Below are 16,572 nucleotides of genomic sequence, written 5' to 3'. Positions count from 1 at the left end.
CACGATTCGATAATCGAGGAGTCACGATGCGGCTCACCAAGTACGCCCACTCCTGCCTTCGGGTGGAACACGACGGGGGAGTGCTCGTCGTCGACCCCGGGGTGTTCGGCGACGCCTCGGCGGCGCTGGACGGTGCGGACGCGGTGCTGATCACCCACGAACACCCCGACCACCTCGATCTGGCAGCGGTGCGTCTCCAACTCGACCGACAGCCGTTCCCGATCTACGGCCCCGCCTCACTCGGCGGGACCCTCGGTGACGCGGCCGACGTGCTGCGCCCGGTCAGCGTCGGTGAGTCGTTCACCGCAGCCGGGGTCGCGGTGCGCGCGTACGGGGGGCGGCACGCCGTGATCCACCCCGACATCCCGGTGATCGACAACCTCGGTTACCTGATCAACGACGTGGTCTACCACCCGGGAGACTCGCTCGTGGTGCCCGACGAGACACCGGTCGACACGCTCTTCGCGCCGATCCACGCCCCCTGGTCGAAGTTCTCCGAGGTGGTCGACTTCATCCGCGCGGTAGCACCGCGGCGTGCGTACGCAGTGCACGACGCGTCGCTCAACGACAACGGGCTGGGCGTGCTCGACCGGCAGTACACAGCGCTGTCCGGCACCGAATACCAGCGACTGGAGCCCGGTAGCCGGGTGGACGTCTGACCCGATGCCCGGCCTCTCCGCGGAGCTGGTGCAGCAGCTCTACCGCACCCCACCGGACCGGTTCGTGGCCGCCCGGGACGCCGCCGTGGCCGAGGCCCGCCGGGCCGGCGACCCGACCACCGCAAGGCAACTGGCCCGGCTGCGTCGCCCGACGGTGGCCGCCTGGTTGGTGAACCTCCTCGCCATCCGACGCCCGGAACTGGTAGCCGATCTGGTGCAGCTCGCCGACGCCCTGCGAGTCGCCCAGCGGGAGTTGCGGGGGCCCCGCCTGCGGGAGCTGTCCGCGCAGCGCCGGGCGGCGGTCGGCGCGCTCGTCGCCGAGGTTCGCAAGCTCGCCGCAGCCGAGCCGGACGCGCCACCGGCGAGCCGGCTGCCCCTGGCCGAGGTGGAGGCGACGCTGAACGCGGCGTTTTCCGACGTCGAGGTCGCCGAGCAGGTGCGGGCCGGCCGGCTGCTGCGGGCGGCCAGCTACGCCGGCTTCGGTGAGGTGCCCCGGCCCCAACTGCGGCTGGTCACCGACGATGACGAGGAGCGCGAGGAGGAGCGCCCGGCCCGCCGACCCGGCCCCCAACGGGGCCGTCCCGAGGCGGCACCCCGTACGGACCGGGCTGCCGAGCGTGCCGAGCAGGCAGCACAGCGGGCGGCCCGAGCCGAGCGGGCCCGGCAGCGCCGTGCCCTGGACCGGGAGTTGGCGAAGGCCCAGGCCGAGCAGGAGCGGACCGAGACCGAGCTGACCGAGGCGACCGGGCAGGAACGCGACGGTGTGGCCGTACTCGATCGTCTTGAGGCCGAGCTGGCCGAGCTGGAACGGCGGCGCGCGGTCGCTGAGCAGGACCTCAGCCGGGCCAAGCTCGCCCGGCGTGCCGCCGAGCGGGCGGTCACTGTGGCCCGGCGACGCGCCGGTGAGGTCGAGGCGGCGGTCGAGGCACTGGCGGCCGAAGAGGGGAATGCGGACGAGGGCGGCGGCGCGGCAGACTGACATCGATGGACGACGACGAGTGTGCGGGCGGTACACGGCGAGTGGCCCCGGGTCGGGGCGTGGTCGTGGTCGCCGGGTCGGGTTGCCCGAGCGGAGCGGCGCGGTGACTCCGGAGCAGGTCGCGGCCGCCAGTAAGCCCGTCGTGCTCGACCTCGGCGACGCCTTCAGTCGGGACCCGACCACGTTGCGCCGGGCCCGACTGCTCGGCATCTCCGGCTGGGCCTTCTACATCAGCGGCCGGGCCGGCGCGCTCGGCGGTGTGCGGGCCGAGACGGCCGCCGCCGCCCTCGGGTTCATCGCCCCGGACGCGGTCGCCGACGGTTGGGACGCCGCCGCCCGGGTCGTCGCGCCGTTCGAGGTGGCCGCCGCGAGCCTCGCCGAGTGCTGCCGGTGGGGGGAGCAGCAGCTCGGCCCCCTGCCCGGCACCGAGCGCCTGTCGGCGCTCGTCGAGCGGGCCGTTGTGGCGGCGGAGGCCAGTGGGATGCCGCTCTTCGCCGCGTGGCGGGCCATGCCGCTCCCGGATCTCTCGCCCGGGGCTCGCAGCGCCGCCGGGCTGCGGCTGCTCCGGGAACACTTCACCGGCGCCTACCTGCTGGCGGTACGCGCCGCCGGGATGACCCCGCTGGAGGCGGTGCTGGCCGGTCCGGAGGGCGAGGCCGGGGCGGTGGCCTGTGGCTGGCCGCCGCCGTACCCGCCGATCGGGCCGTTGGTGCGCCGCCGGCTCTGGGCGGAGGCGGTGACCAACCGGCTGGCCGCGCCGGCGTTCACTGTCCTCGGGCCCGCCGACGGCGCGGAGTTGGTGGAGTTGCTGCACCGCACCCGGGCCGACCTCGGCTGAGCCTGCCGGCGGCCGAAAAATGGGCGGCGTCGGAGCCGAGAGGCTGCCAGGATGTCCTGCCGTGACCCTTCCCGCTGGTTGGACGACGCGCCGACCCACCCTCGACGACGTGCCGGCGATCCTCGCGGTGGTGCACGCCGCCGACACCTTCGCCATCGGCCATCCCGATTTCGACGCCGAGGACGTCGCGGCGTCGCTGAACGGCCCCCACTTCGACCCGACCCGGGACTCCTGGCTGGCCATCGACCCGGACGACACAGTTGTCGGCTGGGCGACGCTGGACAACCCGACCGGGGTGGGCAGGGAGTTCGTGGAGGTCTACGTCGACCCGGTACGGGCCGCCGCCGTCCGCGTGCCGTTGCTGCTCCGCCAGCTGGACCGGGTCGCCGAGCGCGCTGCCGAGCGGGGTCTGCCGTCACTCACCGTCCGCTGCGCCGTCTTCGCTCCGGAACGCGACTGGGAACACGCCCTGCGCGGGCTGGGGTTCGCCCTGGTCAAGCGGTACGTCCGGATGAGCCGGCCGTTGATCGACCTACCCGACGAGCCGGCCGGGCCACCGGCCGTGACGGTGCGCCAGGTCCGCCCGGACGACGAGACCGACCTGGCGCAGTTCCACCGGATCTACGAGGCCGCCTTCGGCGACACCCCGGACCACGAGCCGCTGTCGTACGAGCGGTGGCGGGCCCGGATCGGCGACCTGACCGCCTGGGACGAGTGGTTCGTCGCCGAGGTGGACGGGGTGCCGGTCGGCGCGTTGCAGTCCTCGGACCAGGCACTCGACCAGCAGTCGGGCTGGGTGAAGAGTCTGTCGGTGCTGTCCGCGTACCGGCGTAGGGGAGTGGGTGCGGCGTTGCTGCGCCGCGCCTTCGCCCGCTACGCCGAGAAGGGGCGGCGGTCGGTCGGCCTGGGCGTCGACCTCACCAACCCGACCGCCCCGCTGTCGCTCTACCGGTCGGTGGGCCTGCGGGAAACCCACTGGACCGACATGTACGAGCTTTCCGTTCCGGCGGCCGGTGTGTGATTGACGACCCCGGTCCGGCCCGGACGGCGCCGCGGTCGACAGCGGGAGCAGACTGGAGGCGTGCGATACGCGCTGCTACGCCGAGGCGGTGCCGGTGGGGCGGGCCCGCAACTCGGTGACGTAGTCGTCCGGGGCGCCCGCCTTCTCGGCGGCGTTCGCGATCTCCGACAGGTACCACGAGGTCGGCAGGCCACCCTCGTACCCGTTGAAGACGTAGATCCACGCGGTCACGTCGCCGTCGAGGGTGGAGACCCGCACGTGCAGCTTGCGGTATGTGCCGGCGGTCACCCCCTCGATCTCGTCGAGTTGGCCCGCGTCGTAGGGGTGGATGTCGTAGAGCGCCACGAAGACCCGGTCACCGGGAGACTCGACGAGGGTGCTCACCGCGCCCTCCCAGCCGATCACGTCGGCCCCGGCGAAGGTCAGCCGCCAGCCCTCCAGCCAGCCGGTGCCCACCATCGGCGAATGCGGACAGTAGGCACGCATCCGGGCAGGGTCGAGATTTGAGCCGTAGGCGGCGTGATGACGCACGGCGATGACGATAGCCCGGCCGACGGGTGGGGGAGAATACGACAGTGCGTGTCGAATGCGCTCGGGAGAAGAAAGTCACTGTGAGCATGGACGAAGGGCTAACGCTGTGAGCCGGATCGTGATCATCGGCGGGGGGCCGGCCGGGTACGAGGCGGCACTGGTCGCCGCCCAGCTGGACGCCGATGTCACAGTGGTGGAGGCCGACGGTGCCGGCGGTGCCTGTGTGCTGTCGGACTGCGTACCGTCGAAGACCTTCATCGCCAGCTCGGGGGTGGTCACCGGCTACCGCGACACCGAGGAGTTCGGGGTGCACTCGGACGGCCTGGAGGCGGTGACCGTCGACGCGCGGGCGGTGCACGGGCGGGTCAAGCGGCTGGCCCTGGCGCAGTCCGCGGACATCCACGCCAAGCTGCTGAAGGCGGGGGTCACCTTCGTGGCCGGCACCGCCCGGCTCGGCGAGGACTCCCTCGGGCACACCCACCGGGTGGTCGTCACCCCCGCCGATGGCGGCGAGGAGTACTCGATCGACGCGTCAACAGTGCTGGTGGCCACCGGCTCGACGCCCCGCCAACTGCCCACCGCCGTACCGGACGGTGAGCGCATCCTGACCTGGCGACAGGTGTACGACCTGCCGGAGCTGCCCGAGCACCTGATCGTGGTCGGGTCCGGCGTGACCGGTGCGGAGTTCGCCAGCGCGTACCTGGCGATGGGGGTCGAGGTGACCCTGGTCTCCAGCCGGGACCGGGTGATGCCGCACGAGGACGCCGACGCCGCCTCCGCCATCGAGCGGGTGTTCCGCAACCGCGGCATGGAGATCCTCAACAACTCCCGGGCCGACGCGGTCCGGCGTACCGCCGACGGTGTCGAGGTCGAGCTGTCCGACGGCCGCAAGGTGACCGGCTCACACGCGTTGATCACCGTCGGGTCGATCCCGAACACCGCGAACCTGGGTCTGACCGAGTACGGGGTGGAGCTGGGCCGGGGCGGTTACCTGACTGTCGACAGGGCTTCCCGGACCAACGTGCCTGGCATCTACGCCGCCGGCGACTGCACGGGAGTGCTGTTGCTGGCCAGCGTCGCCGCGATGCAGGGCCGGATCGCCATGTGGCACGCGCTCGGTGAGGCGGTCCGCCCGCTACGGCTGCGTACCGTCGCGGCGAACGTCTTCACCGACCCGGAGCTGGCCACTGTGGGTGTCTCGCAGGACGAGGTGGACGCGGGCAAGGTGCCGGCCCGGCAGGTGATGCTCCCGCTCTCCGGCAACGCCCGGGCCAAGATGGACGACCTCTCCGACGGTTTCGTGAAGCTGTTCTGCCGTCCCGCCAGCGGTCAGGTGATCGGCGGTGTGGTTGTCGCTCCGAAGGCCAGTGAGCTGATCCTGCCCATCACCATGGCGGTGGAGAACAACCTCACGGTCAACGAGCTGGCCCAGACCATCACCATCTACCCGAGCCTTTCCGGCTCCATCACCGAGGCGGCCCGCCAGCTCATGCTGCACGAGTTGGAGTGACCCGACCCTCCTCGTCGATCATGGACTTGTGGTGGCCGTTTCACGCCGCCACACCCCTTTTGTGAGGCACCACAACTCCATGATCGACCCGTGCGGGTCGGGTCAGGGTCGTCGCTACAGTGGCCAGGACCGCGACCTCGGTGAGGATCAGGAGGCGCTCGGCCAGGCCGATGAGCATCCGGTCGCCGGGGTAGGCGGACCAGATCATCGCCGCCGCCAGGGCCAGGCTCAGCAGGACCAGGGCGCGTAGCGTCCGGGCTGCGGGCGTCAGGTCGGGTCGGCGGGCGAGCAGCCAACCGGCAGCGGGCAACGCCAGGAAGGCGATCACCGACGCGTACCGGTGCAGGTAGGCGGCGGTGGTCATGGCGGTGCCCGGCTCGTTCGTCGGCACCACTGCGGCCAGCAGCAGCCCACCCACCCATGCGCCGAGCAGCAGCTCGGCAGTTCGACCGGAGCGGGGTCGGGGTGGGCTGGCGCGGCGCAGTCCGTACAGCAACGCCACTGTGGCGAGCGCGAGCACCACCATGGCGATGTCGATGACGCCGCCGCGGTCGGAGACCGCGAAGTCGCTGATCGTCAACGCCCACGGGTTGAGGTCGTCGTTGACTTCGAGGTGGCCGATCACGGTGAGCAGCGCCGCCAGGGCGATCCCGCCCAGGGCCAGCAGGCCGGTACTCCGGGGAACAGGCATGCCTCAGCCTGTCGCCGCTGACACCCCACCCGAATCCGGGACAGCCACCGAAAAAGTTCCCCGGGACCACCCCTAGAGGACTGCCGCCAACCCGCCGCGATCTTGCACTTTCGGTCGTCCGAATGCGTGGCATGCCGCGATTGTCGGGACAGTAAGTGCAAGATCGCGGAGGCTGGGGCGCGGCCGGGTCAGTCTAGGGGGACCTTGACTGCGACCGCGGCGGCGGCGCGGGCGTGGCGGGCGCTGACCACTGTCATCGCCCATCCCGCCGCAGCGAAGCCGGCCGCCGCGGCGGTGGCGATGATGGCCAGCCGCCAGGCCGACTCGGTCAGTGCGGTGCCGCCCAGGTGCCCGACCAGCGCGCCGTAGGTGGCCCAGCCCAGCGCGGCGACGGCCTCGTAGAGCACGAACAGGCGGTACGGGTAGCGGCTGCGCCCGGCCGAGAAACAGGCCGCCATCCGGCCGCCGGGCACGAACCGGCAGAGCAGGATGACCAGCGGCCCGGGTTGTCGCAGACCCTGGGTGACCCGGCTGGCCACCCGGCGGGCGCGGCTCAGCTCCGCGTGCCGGGGCTGCCGCCGATCCGGTGCGCTGCGCCCGAGCAGGTAACAGGCCAGGTCGCCGACGAATACGCCGAGCGCGCCGACGGCGATGGTGACCGGCAGGCTGAGCCCGCCGTAGACGGTGAGCGCACCACTGGTGATCATGACGATCTGGGTGGGGATCACCGGCACGAAGGCGTCCGCCACCAGCAGCGCGAGCAGCACCAGGTACGCCCACGTCGGCGACGCGACGTCAGTCAGAAGTTCGGGCACGCCTGCCACCTCGCCGGATGCGGCCGATTGGGTGTCTTGAGCCTGACGTCGTGTCCGGCGTCACGGTGGACGGCCCCGGCCCGTCGTGACCGTCGACACGACTGGGCCACCCAGCTACAACGAGGCCGATCGCTGCCGGGTGACGGGCCCGGAGGCTGCTCCACCCGTTCGAGGCGGGCGGCAGAACGGCGTTCGTCGGCGTACCGTTGTCGGCGCGGCCATGCCCGTCGGGTCCCCCGTTCCTGACGATTCGGCCGCCAGGGCCGCCGGCGGGTCCCGCGCCGGCGGCCCACCCCTCCGCCGCAAATCCGGGTGCATCCCCGAACGTCGCGCGGGTACTGTCGCCGTATGCGCAGCGCGGTAGTGATGACCACGACGCCGGGTGTCCCCGGCGCGCCGCTCTGACGTAACCACAGTCGACCAGGCCCCGGGGCGATCCGCCCCCGAGGGCAGCGCGCCGTTCGGAGCTCAGGTCGCCTCCGGGTCGTACCCGATCCAGGAGCCCGACATGATCGACCACCGTAGGCTCGGCCGCGAGCTGGACCTCTTCGTCTCCGACCCGCTGGCCGGTGCCGGCCTGCCGATCTGGCTGCCGGCCGGCGCCGCCGCCCGGCACGCCGTCGAGGAGTACGTCAGGGAGTTGGAGCGCCGCTCCGGCCACCAGCACGTCTACTCGCCGCCACTGGGCAAGCGGGAACTCTTCGAACTCTCCGGCCATCTCGGTTACTTCGCCGACGACATGTTCCCGCCGATGCGGCTGAGCGCCGACGACGAGTTCGTGCTCCGGCCGGCGCTCTGCCCACACCACGCGTTGGTCTTCCGCGCGCGGGGCCGTTCCTACCGGGAGCTGCCGTTGCGGATTGCGGAGCTGGGCGGAATGTACCGCTCGGAGCGCTCCGGTGTGCTTGGCGGGCTGTCCCGGGTCCGGGCCATCTCGCTCAACGACGCGCACACCTTCTGCGCCCCCGAGCAGGTCGGCGCGGAGGTCGTCGAGATCCTCGGGCTGATCCATGCCGCGCACGCCGCGCTCGGTGTCCGGCCGGCCGGGTTCCGGCTGTCGCTGCGCGGGCCGGGCGAGAAGTACGTCGGCGACGACGCGCAGTGGGCCCGCGCCGAGGAGTTGCTCCGGGAGGCGCTGGCCGGGGTGGAGTACGTCGAGGCGCCGGGGGAGGCCGCCTTCTACGGTCCGAAGATCGACGTTCAGATCGTCGACGCCGCCGGCCGGGAGTCGACCATCTCCACCATCCAGCTGGACTTCGACAAGCCGGAACGGTTCGACCTGTCGTACACCGACTCGGACGGCAGCCGGCGTCGGCCGGTGATGGTGCACCGCAGCCTGGTCGGCAGCATGGAGCGGCTGTTCGCGTACCTCATCGAGGTGCACGAGGGGGCGTTCCCGGCCTGGTACGCGCCCATCCAGTTGGTGTTGCTGCCGGTCGACGGCGGTCAGGTCGACGCGGCGGCCGACCTGGCCCGACGGGCGGGCGACGCCGGCCTGCGGGTCGCTGTCGACGCCGCCGGCTCGCTGGGCGCCCGGGTACGGGACGCGGCCAGCCGCCGCGTCCCGTACCTCGGGGTGTTGGGTGCCCGGGAGGTGGCCGACGGGCACCTCGCGCTGCGCCTGCGCGGCGGCCGCGCCCTGGCGCCGATGCCCGCCGACGAGGCTCTCGCCCTGATCGGCGGGCAGGTCGCCGCCCGCGCGACCGACCTGCTGCCGCAGGGCTGAGTCGCCGGCCGTCCCGGGGCGCTGCCACATGTTCTAGACCGCCGCCGGTTCGGCGGCCGGCTCGTCGTCGACGACCGCGCCGGTGAACTGCGAGCGGTAGAGCCTGTGGTACGCGCCCTGGGCGGCGAGCAACTGCTCGTGGGTGCCCTGCTCGACGATCCGACCGTCCTCCATCATCAGGATCAGGTCGGCGTCTCGGATGGTGGAGAGCCGGTGCGCGATCACGAAGCTGGTCCGGTCCGAGCGCAGCGCGGCCATCGCCCGTTGCAGCAGCACCTCGGTGCGGGTGTCCACCGAGCTGGTGGCCTCGTCGAGGATCAGCAGTGACGGCTCGGCGAGGAACGCCCGTGCGATGGTGATGAGCTGCTTCTCGCCGGCGCTGACGTTGCTGCCCTCCTCGTCGATGACGGTGTCGTAGCCGTCGGGCAGGCTGCGCACGAACCGGTCCACGAAGGTGGCCCGGGCGGCGGCGAGGATCTCCTCCTCGGTCGCGTCCGGCCGCCCGTAGGCGATGTTGTCGCGGATGGTGCCGCCGAACAGCCAGGTGTCCTGGAGCACCATGCCGATCCGGCCGCGCAGGTCGTCGCGGCGCATCGTGGTGATGTCCACCCCGTCGAGCGTGATCCGGCCCGCGTCCAGCTCGTAGAACCGCATCACCAGGTTGACCAGGGTGGTCTTGCCGGCACCGGTCGGGCCGACGATGGCCACCGTGTGTCCGGGTTCGGCGACCAGCGAAAGGTCGTCGATCAGCGGCTTGTCCGGCTCGTAGCGGAACGAGACGTGCTCGAACTCGACCCGACCGTGCGGGTCGGTGACCCGGGCCGGCGCGACCGGGTCGGGGGTCTGCTCGTCCGCGTCGAGCACCGCGAAGACCCGCTCGGCCGACGCCACCCCGGACTGGAGCAGGTTGGCCATCGAGGCGAGTTGGGTGAGCGGCTGGGTGAACTGGCGGGAGTACTGGATGAACGCCTGCACGTCACCGAGGCTCATCGTGCCGGAGGCGACCCGCAGCCCGCCGACCACGGCGATCGCCACGTAGCTCAGGTTTCCGATGAACATCATCGACGGCATGATGATCCCGGAGATGAACTGTGCCCCGAAGCTGGCCCGGAACAACTCCTCGTTCTTCGCGTGGAACGCGGCCTCGACCTCACGCTGCCGGCCGAAGACCTTCACCAGCTCATGACCGGTGTACGCCTCCTCGATCTGGCCGTTCAACTCGCCGGTGTGCGTCCACTGGGCGATGAACTGCTTCTGCGAGCGCTTGGCGATGCGCTGGGTGACCAGCACCGACAACGGCACCGCGACCAGGGCCACCAGGGCCAGTACCGGCGAGATCCAGAACATCACGGCCAGCACGCCGATGACTGTCAGCAGCGAGGTGAGCAGCTGGCTGAGGGTCTGCTGGAGGCTGGTGGAGATGTTGTCGATGTCGTTGGTGACCCGGCTGAGCAGCTCACCGCGCGGCTGCCTGTCGAAGTAGGGCAGCGGCAGCCGGTTGAGCTTCTCCTCCACCTCGGCGCGCAGCCGCAGCACTGTGCGCTGGACCACCCCGTTGAGCAGCCAACCCTGCCACCAGGACAGCAGGCTCGCCGCCAGGTAGAGCCCGAGCGCCAGCAGCAGCACCCGACTCAGGGCGCTGAAGTCGATGCCCACCCCGGGCACCACGTCCATCCGGGCCAGCATGTCGGCGAAGCTGTTGTTGCCGCTGGCCCGGGCCGCCGCGACGGCCTGCTCGGCGGTGGTGCCTGCCGGCAGTTGTCGACCGATCACCCCAGTGAAGATCAGGTCGGTGGCGTGGCCGAGGATCTTCGGCCCGGCAACGCTGAACCCGACACTCACCAGGGCCAACGTGATGATCGCGGCCAGGTGCAGTCGGTGCGAGCGCAGCCGGCCGAGCAACCGCCGGGCCGACGGCCCGAAGTTCATCGACTTCTCGGCGGGCATTCCGGCGCTCATCCATCCCGGGCCGCCGCGCTGACCGCCGGGCAGCCGCTTCGGCGTCGGCGCGCCAGTGCCGGTCTCCGGCGCGGTTTCCCCGCCTGGTTGCTGCGTGGTCTCGTTCGGCGTCCGTCCGTCGCCGGCCGGCTTCTGACTGGGTACGGCCGCGGTGCGCGGCTCGTCACGCTCGCTCATGCCGCCACCTCCGTGGTCTGCTGCGAGGCCACGATCTCGGCGTACGTCGGGCAGGTGTCCAACAACTCCGCATGTCGTCCCACTCCGACGACCCCTCCGTTTTCCAGGACGATGATCTGATCGGCGTCGATGATCGTGGAGACCCGCTGGGCCACGATGACCACAGCCGCCTGCGCGGTGACCGGCCGCAGGGCCGCTCGCAGCCGCGCGTCGGTGCCCAGGTCGAGCGCGGAGAACGAGTCGTCGAAGAGGTAGATCTCCGGTTGCCGGACCAGGGCCCGGGCGATGGCCAGGCGCTGCCGCTGCCCACCGGAGACCGTGGTGCCGCCCTGCGCGATCGGGGCGTCCAGCCCGCCGGGCATCTGGGCCACGAAGTCCCGGGCCTGGGCGATCTCCAGCGCCGTCCACAGCTCCTCGTCGGTGGCGTCCGGGTTGCCGTAGCGCAGGTTGCTGGCGACAGTTCCGGTGAACAGGTACGGCCGCTGCGGCACCAGGCCGATGCGTCGCCACAGCTCGTCCGGCGCCAACTCCCGCACGTCCACCCCGTCGACCAGCACCGCGCCGTCGCTGACGTCGACCAGGCGGGGGATCAGCGACAGCAGCGTCGTCTTGCCCGCGCCGGTGCTGCCGATGATCGCCGTGGTGGTGCCCGGTGTCGCCCGGAAGGAGATGTCGCGCAGCACCGGCTCCACGGCGCCCGGGTACTGGAAGCGCACCCCGCGCAGCTCCAGCTCGGCTCGGGTAGGAAGCTCGGTGACCGGCGCGGCGGCCGGGACCACCGACGAGTCGGTGTCCAGCACCTCGACGATCCGCTCGGCGCAGACCGCCGCCCTCGGCACCATCATCAGCATGAAGGTGGCCATCATGACCGCCATCAGGATCTGCATCAGGTACTGCAGGAACGCGGTGAGCGCGCCGACCTGGATCGCACCGGCGTCCACCCGCTGCGCGCCGAACCAGAGCACCGCCACGCTGGAGACGTTCAGCACCAGCATGACCACCGGGAAGATCAACGCCAGCAATCGACCGGTACGCAGCGCGGTCGCTGTCAGGTCGGCGTTGGCGACGGCGAAGCGGTCCGTCTCGTACGGCTCGCGGACGAACGCGCGGACCACCCGGATGCCGGTGATCTGCTCCCGTAGCACCCGGTTGACGGTGTCGATGCGGGTCTGCATCAGCCGGAAGCCCGGCACCATCCGACGGATGATCGCGCCGAGGGCGATGGCCAGCACCGGCACGCTGACCAGCATCAGCCAGGAGAGCCCGACGTCCTCACGCAACGCCATGAACACGCCGCCGACGCTCATGATCGGTGCGGCGACGAGCATCGTGCAGCTCATCAGCACGAGCATCTGCACCTGCTGCACGTCGTTGGTGTTGCGGGTGATCAGCGACGGTGCCCCGAACCGGGCCACCTCGCGGGCGGAGAAGCGGTTGACGTGCCCGAACAGTTCGGCGCGTACGTCGCGGCCGAAGCCCATCGCGACCCGGGCGCCCAGGTAGACGGCGGCGATCGAGCAGACGATCTGGATCAGGCTGACCAGCAGCATCCAACCGCCGGTACGCACGATGTAGTCGGTGTCGCCGCGGGCCACACCCTGGTCGATGATGTCCGCGTTGAGGCTGGGCAGGTAGAGCGAGGCCATGGTGCCCACGAACTGAAGCAGCACGACCGCCAGCAACGGTCTCTGATAGGTGCGCAGTTGGCCGCGCAGGAGTCGGATCAGCACGCCGGGTCCTTCGTTTCGGTAGGGCGTCCGGTCATCCGCGGGTCGTCTCCGCTGCCGATGACCTCAAGCAGGAACTCCCGGATCACCTGGGCCTTCGCCGGGTCGGCGTCGACCGAGGTGAGGGGCCGTCCGGAGTGCATGAGCGCGCCGAGCGCGGCCACCCGTTCCCGCCCGGCGGGGGTGATGGCGAGTCGGATGCTGCGTCGGTCGCTGTCGTCGCGCTGCCGCTCGACCAGACCATCGCGCTCGAGCGTGTCGACGATGCCGGTCAGGGTCGCCGGGCGGACGAACCCCTTCTCGGCGACCTTCCGGTGGGGTAGCTCGCCGTGCCGGGCGAGCGTCATCAGGGTGATCATGCCGGCCTGGGTGAGGCCGTGCTCCTCGGCGAGATAGCGGTTCCACCGCTGCCCGACCAGGTGCCCGGCCACCACCAACAGTCGGCCGAGCGGCACGTCCTGGAGGGTCACGAGTTCCACGGAAAGTAGATTAGCCCCCTGATAGTCAGGCACCAAACGAAATTGCCGTGGCGGCGGCCACGAACACGACCTGCATTGCGGTGCGCTGCCCGAGCGGGGTGACCGGTCGGCCGGCGAGGGTCAGCTGCCGACGGGCGGCCGAGACGTTGGCCGGAAACATGGCGAGCATGAGCAGGCCGAGTCCGGCCGCCGCCACCCTGGCGGTCGCCGGGAGCAGCAGGCCGACCGCGCCGATCAGCTCCAGCACGCCGGTGACGGTGACCAGCAGATCCGGCCGGGGCAGTCGGGGCGGGACCATCGCGATCAATCCGGCGCGGCGCCGTCCTGCGAAGTGCGCGACGGCGGTCAGCGCGAACATCACGGCCAGCCCGACGCGCAGCGCGGCGATCCAGCCGTCGAGTGCGGTGATGCCCGCCAGGCCGGCGAGTCGGGCCAGTGCGGTGCCGGCGATCAGGGCGATCAGGGGTGCCATCGGAATCCTCCTCCTTGTGAACTTGTCAGTGGCAAGATTGCACGGTGGAGTGACATCTTGTCAATGGCAAGATTAGGATCGGGGGGTGACCGACTCGCGCACCTACCACCACGGCGACCTGCGCCGCGCCCTGCTCGCCGCAGCGTTGGAGGCCATCGATGAGGTGGGGCCCGCCGCGTTGAGCCTGCGCGATCTGGCCCGTCGGGCCGGTGTCTCGCACGCCGCGCCCGCACACCATTTCGGCGACAAGGCGGGCCTGCTCACCGCGCTCGCCGCGCAGGGCTTCGATCTGCTGGCCCAGGCGTTGACCGCGGCGGATGGCGACCCGCTGGAGGCTGGCGTCGCCTACGTCGACTTCGCCGTCACGCGCCGCGCGTACTTCGAGGTGATGTTCCGGCCGGAGTTCTACCGGGCCGACGACGCCGAGCTGATCGCCGCCCGGGACCGGGCCGGTGCCGTACTCCGCGCCGGGGTGGCGGCGCTACCCACCGGCAGTGCGCCCGTCGACCCCGGCCGGGACGCGCTCGCGGCCTGGTCGATCGCGCACGGCTTCGCCACCCTCTGGCTGGCCGGCGTACTACCCGACCGGGTGGGCGACAACCCCCGCGACGCAGCCCGCACAGTCCTACGCCGACTGGCGCCCTAACCTCCCACCCCCACCCCCTCGCCGGTTGATCATGAAGTTATTGCCACGACACGCCGCTGCGGGAGGCAATAACTTCATGATCAACAAGGGTGGGCGGGGTGGGGGGTGGGGTGGTTACCAGCTGGTGGGGAGGGGCATTCCTTCGGTGAAGCCGGCGGCGCTCTGCACGCCGACGATGGCCCGCTCGTGGAACTGGGTCAGGTCCCGTGCGCCGGCGTAGGTGAAGGCGCTGCGTACCCCCGCGATGATCTCGTCGATCAGGTCCTCGACACCGGGGCGGGCCGGGTCCAGGTGCATTCGGGCGGAGGAGATGCCCTCCTCGAACACCGCCTTGCGGGCCCTGTCGTACGGGCTGTCGTCGGCGGTTCGGGCGCTGACCGCCCGAGCCGAGGCCATTCCGAAGCTCTCCTTGTACCGCCGGCCGTCCGCGTCGGTGTACAGGTCACCGGGGGACTCGTAGGTGCCGGCGAACCAGGAGCCGATCATCACGTTCGACGCGCCGGCGGCGAGCGCGAGCGCCACGTCCCGGGGGTGTCGCACCCCGCCGTCGGCCCACACGTGCCGGCCCAGTTGGCGGGCGGCGGCCGCGCAGTCGAGCACCGCGGAGAACTGCGGTCGACCCACGCCGGTCATCATCCGGGTGGTGCACATCGCCCCCGGGCCGACGCCGACCTTGATGATGTCCGCCCCCGCCTCCACCAGGTCGCGTACACCCTCGGCGGTGACCACGTTGCCGGCCGCCACCGGCACCCCCGGGTCCAGCTTCCGGACCGCCTGAAGTGCGGAGATCATCCGTGCCTGGTGGCCGTGCGCGGTGTCCACCACCAACGTGTCCACCCCCGCCTCCAGCAGCGCCGAGGCCTTGCCGATCACGTCTCCGTTGATCCCGACGGCCGCCGCGATCCGAAGCCGACCCCGGTCGTCCACGGCCGGCGTGTAGAGGGTGGCGCGCAACGCGCCCTGTCGGGTCAGCACCCCGACCAGCCGACCCTCGGCGTCCACCACCGGGGCGAGTCGGCGACGGCCCGCCGAGAGCAGATCGAAACCGGTACGAGGATCCGCGTCCGCCGGGACGGTGTGCAGCTCGGTGGACATCACGTGGCGCAACTGCGCGAAGCGGTCCACGCCGGTGGTGTCCGCCTCGGTGACCACACCCATCGGCCGGCCGGCGTCGTCGACCACTATCACCGCACCATGCGAGCGCTTGGGCAGCAGGTGGATGGCGTCGCCCACGGTTTCGGTCGGGCCCAGCGTGATGGGCGTGTCGTAGACCAGGTGGCGCTGCTTGACCCAGGCGACGACATTCGCCACCACCTCGATCGGAATGTCCTGTGGAATCACCGTGATGGCACCTCGGCGGGCGACCGTCTCCGCCATCCGCCGTCCGGCGACCGCTGTCATGTTCGACACCACCAGCGGAATGGTGGTGCCGGTGCCGTCGCCGGTGGAGAGGTCGACGTCGAGTCGGGAGCCAAGGTCGGAGCGGGCCGGCGCCATGAAGACGTCGGTATAGGTCAGGTCGTGCGCGGGAGCCGCGCCGTGAAGGAACCGCACCGGGCAATCATTCCCGCTCATGGCGAGTTCCACCGCCGGTGGTAGTGGAAAACACTCGCATCGTCGTTGGTCCTGGTTCGGTGGGGTCGTCGGTGCTCGCCGCAGGAGCCCGGCAGCAGTGCGGAAGTGCCACGGCGAGGCCGGCCGGGTACGAACCGGTCAGCCCAGCAGGAGTGCCACGGCGAGCCCGGCCATGACGACCGCGATGACCGCGTCCAGCACCCGCCAGGCGACGGCGCGGGCGAGCAGCGGTGCGAGGCGCTGCGCGCCGACGCCGAGCGCGGTGAACCAGACCACACTGGCCAGGGTGGCGCCGGCGCCGAAGACCCACCGGTGCGGGTGTTGTTGGGCCACGCTGCCCAGGAGCAGCACGGTGTCCAGGTAGACGTGCGGGTTCAGGTAGGTGAAGGCGGCGCAGGCGAGCAGCGTCGCTGCCAACGTGGCCGGCGGCCGTTCGGTGGGCAACAGGGCGCCGGGACGCAGGGCGCGGCGGGCGGCGAGCCCCGCGTAGCAGAGCAGGAAGGCCGCGCCGCCCCAGCGGATCGCCGTCAGCAGGCCCGGTCGACCGGTCACCAGCGAACCGACCCCGGCCACTCCCGCCATGATCAGCAGCGCGTCCGAGGCGGCGCAGGTCAGCACCACGGGTACGACGTGCTCGCGGCGCAGGCCCTGTCTCAGCACGAAGGCGTTCTGGGCGCCGATGGCGACGATGAGCGCGATGGAGATCGAGAAGCCGGCGACGGCGGAGGTGAGCACGGAGTCGACGCTAGGACCGTCGACGGCGACCA

Annotated in this window: 16 protein-coding genes; 7 read left to right on the top strand and 9 right to left on the bottom strand. The window is 71.5% G+C overall.

The features are described from left to right. Positions 1-26: 26 nt before the first annotated feature. The 4 genes from AB0B98_RS27410 to AB0B98_RS27395 all read left to right on the top strand — a co-directional run bounded on the left by AB0B98_RS27410 (position 27) and on the right by AB0B98_RS27395 (position 3,497). Complete coding sequence (locus tag AB0B98_RS27410) at positions 27-659, top strand: MBL fold metallo-hydrolase (RefSeq protein ID WP_238671119.1); 633 nt, start codon at positions 27-29, stop codon at positions 657-659. A 4-nt stretch (positions 660-663) separates the two neighbouring features. Continuing rightward, the gene (locus tag AB0B98_RS27405) at positions 664-1,638 is read left to right on the top strand and encodes a hypothetical protein (RefSeq protein WP_357366361.1); all 975 of its coding nucleotides are present in this window, start codon (positions 664-666) and stop codon (positions 1,636-1,638) included. Between the two features lie 103 nt (positions 1,639-1,741). After that, complete coding sequence (locus tag AB0B98_RS27400; protein WP_238671117.1) at positions 1,742-2,476, top strand: hypothetical protein; 735 nt, start codon at positions 1,742-1,744, stop codon at positions 2,474-2,476. Positions 2,477-2,537: 61 nt separating this feature from the next. Beyond that, a complete protein-coding gene (locus tag AB0B98_RS27395) occupies positions 2,538-3,497 on the top strand; it encodes a GNAT family N-acetyltransferase (RefSeq protein ID WP_357366359.1) in 960 nt (319 codons plus the stop codon). 75 nt (positions 3,498-3,572) lie between these two features. Here AB0B98_RS27395 and AB0B98_RS27390 read toward each other — a convergent pair whose 3' ends face one another. Continuing rightward, entirely contained in the window at positions 3,573-4,028 is a 456-nt protein-coding gene (locus AB0B98_RS27390) for a gamma-glutamylcyclotransferase (RefSeq protein ID WP_112588201.1), read from the bottom strand. A 106-nt stretch (positions 4,029-4,134) separates the two neighbouring features. Here AB0B98_RS27390 and AB0B98_RS27385 point away from each other — a divergent pair, with 106 nt between their 5' ends. Next, complete coding sequence (locus tag AB0B98_RS27385) at positions 4,135-5,538, top strand: NAD(P)H-quinone dehydrogenase (protein ID WP_112588199.1); 1,404 nt, start codon at positions 4,135-4,137, stop codon at positions 5,536-5,538. A 40-nt stretch (positions 5,539-5,578) separates the two neighbouring features. On the opposite strand, the gene AB0B98_RS27380 is transcribed toward AB0B98_RS27385, so the two are convergent. Beyond that, positions 5,579-6,229: a DUF998 domain-containing protein gene (locus tag AB0B98_RS27380; RefSeq protein WP_357366357.1), complete on the bottom strand. Its 651-nt coding sequence runs from the start codon at positions 6,227-6,229 to the stop codon at positions 5,579-5,581. A 188-nt stretch (positions 6,230-6,417) separates the two neighbouring features. Next, a complete protein-coding gene (locus AB0B98_RS27375; RefSeq protein WP_357366355.1) occupies positions 6,418-7,044 on the bottom strand; it encodes a DedA family protein in 627 nt (208 codons plus the stop codon). 508 nt (positions 7,045-7,552) lie between these two features. Here AB0B98_RS27375 and thrS point away from each other — a divergent pair. Then, the gene (gene thrS, locus AB0B98_RS27370) at positions 7,553-8,770 is read left to right on the top strand and encodes a threonine--tRNA ligase (protein WP_357366353.1); all 1,218 of its coding nucleotides are present in this window, start codon (positions 7,553-7,555) and stop codon (positions 8,768-8,770) included. A 33-nt stretch (positions 8,771-8,803) separates the two neighbouring features. Here the strand turns inward: thrS and AB0B98_RS27365 are convergent, their stop codons facing one another. The 4 genes from AB0B98_RS27365 to AB0B98_RS27350 form a co-directional block, all read right to left on the bottom strand. Then, positions 8,804-10,717, bottom strand: coding sequence for an ABC transporter ATP-binding protein (locus AB0B98_RS27365; protein ID WP_357366397.1), 1,914 nt, complete (start codon positions 10,715-10,717; stop codon positions 8,804-8,806). Positions 10,718-10,902: 185 nt separating this feature from the next. Beyond that, a complete protein-coding gene (locus tag AB0B98_RS27360; RefSeq protein WP_357366351.1) occupies positions 10,903-12,636 on the bottom strand; it encodes an ABC transporter ATP-binding protein in 1,734 nt (577 codons plus the stop codon). Beyond that, positions 12,630-13,112: a MarR family transcriptional regulator gene (locus tag AB0B98_RS27355; protein ID WP_124776542.1), complete on the bottom strand. Its 483-nt coding sequence runs from the start codon at positions 13,110-13,112 to the stop codon at positions 12,630-12,632. The genes AB0B98_RS27360 and AB0B98_RS27355 overlap by 7 nt, the downstream gene beginning before the upstream one ends. A 25-nt stretch (positions 13,113-13,137) precedes the next feature. Then, the gene (locus AB0B98_RS27350; RefSeq protein WP_238666742.1) at positions 13,138-13,584 is read right to left on the bottom strand and encodes a DoxX family membrane protein; all 447 of its coding nucleotides are present in this window, start codon (positions 13,582-13,584) and stop codon (positions 13,138-13,140) included. An 85-nt stretch (positions 13,585-13,669) separates the two neighbouring features. Between AB0B98_RS27350 and AB0B98_RS27345 the strand changes: the two genes are divergently transcribed. Beyond that, positions 13,670-14,230, top strand: a complete 561-nt coding sequence (locus tag AB0B98_RS27345) for a TetR/AcrR family transcriptional regulator (RefSeq protein WP_357366349.1) — start codon at positions 13,670-13,672, stop codon at positions 14,228-14,230. 114 nt (positions 14,231-14,344) lie between these two features. On the opposite strand, the gene AB0B98_RS27340 is transcribed toward AB0B98_RS27345, so the two are convergent. Both AB0B98_RS27340 and AB0B98_RS27335 read right to left on the bottom strand, forming a co-directional pair. Beyond that, the gene (locus AB0B98_RS27340) at positions 14,345-15,784 is read right to left on the bottom strand and encodes a GuaB1 family IMP dehydrogenase-related protein (RefSeq protein ID WP_357366347.1); all 1,440 of its coding nucleotides are present in this window, start codon (positions 15,782-15,784) and stop codon (positions 14,345-14,347) included. Positions 15,785-15,943: 159 nt separating this feature from the next. Continuing rightward, positions 15,944-16,540: a LysE/ArgO family amino acid transporter gene (locus tag AB0B98_RS27335; RefSeq protein WP_238666738.1), complete on the bottom strand. Its 597-nt coding sequence runs from the start codon at positions 16,538-16,540 to the stop codon at positions 15,944-15,946. Positions 16,541-16,572: the final 32 nt, after the last annotated feature.

Source organism: Micromonospora sp. NPDC048947, assembly GCF_040649495.1.
Lineage (GTDB): Bacteria > Actinomycetota > Actinomycetes > Mycobacteriales > Micromonosporaceae > Micromonospora > Micromonospora alfalfae.
This window is presented reverse-complemented; position numbering and strand designations above follow the sequence as displayed.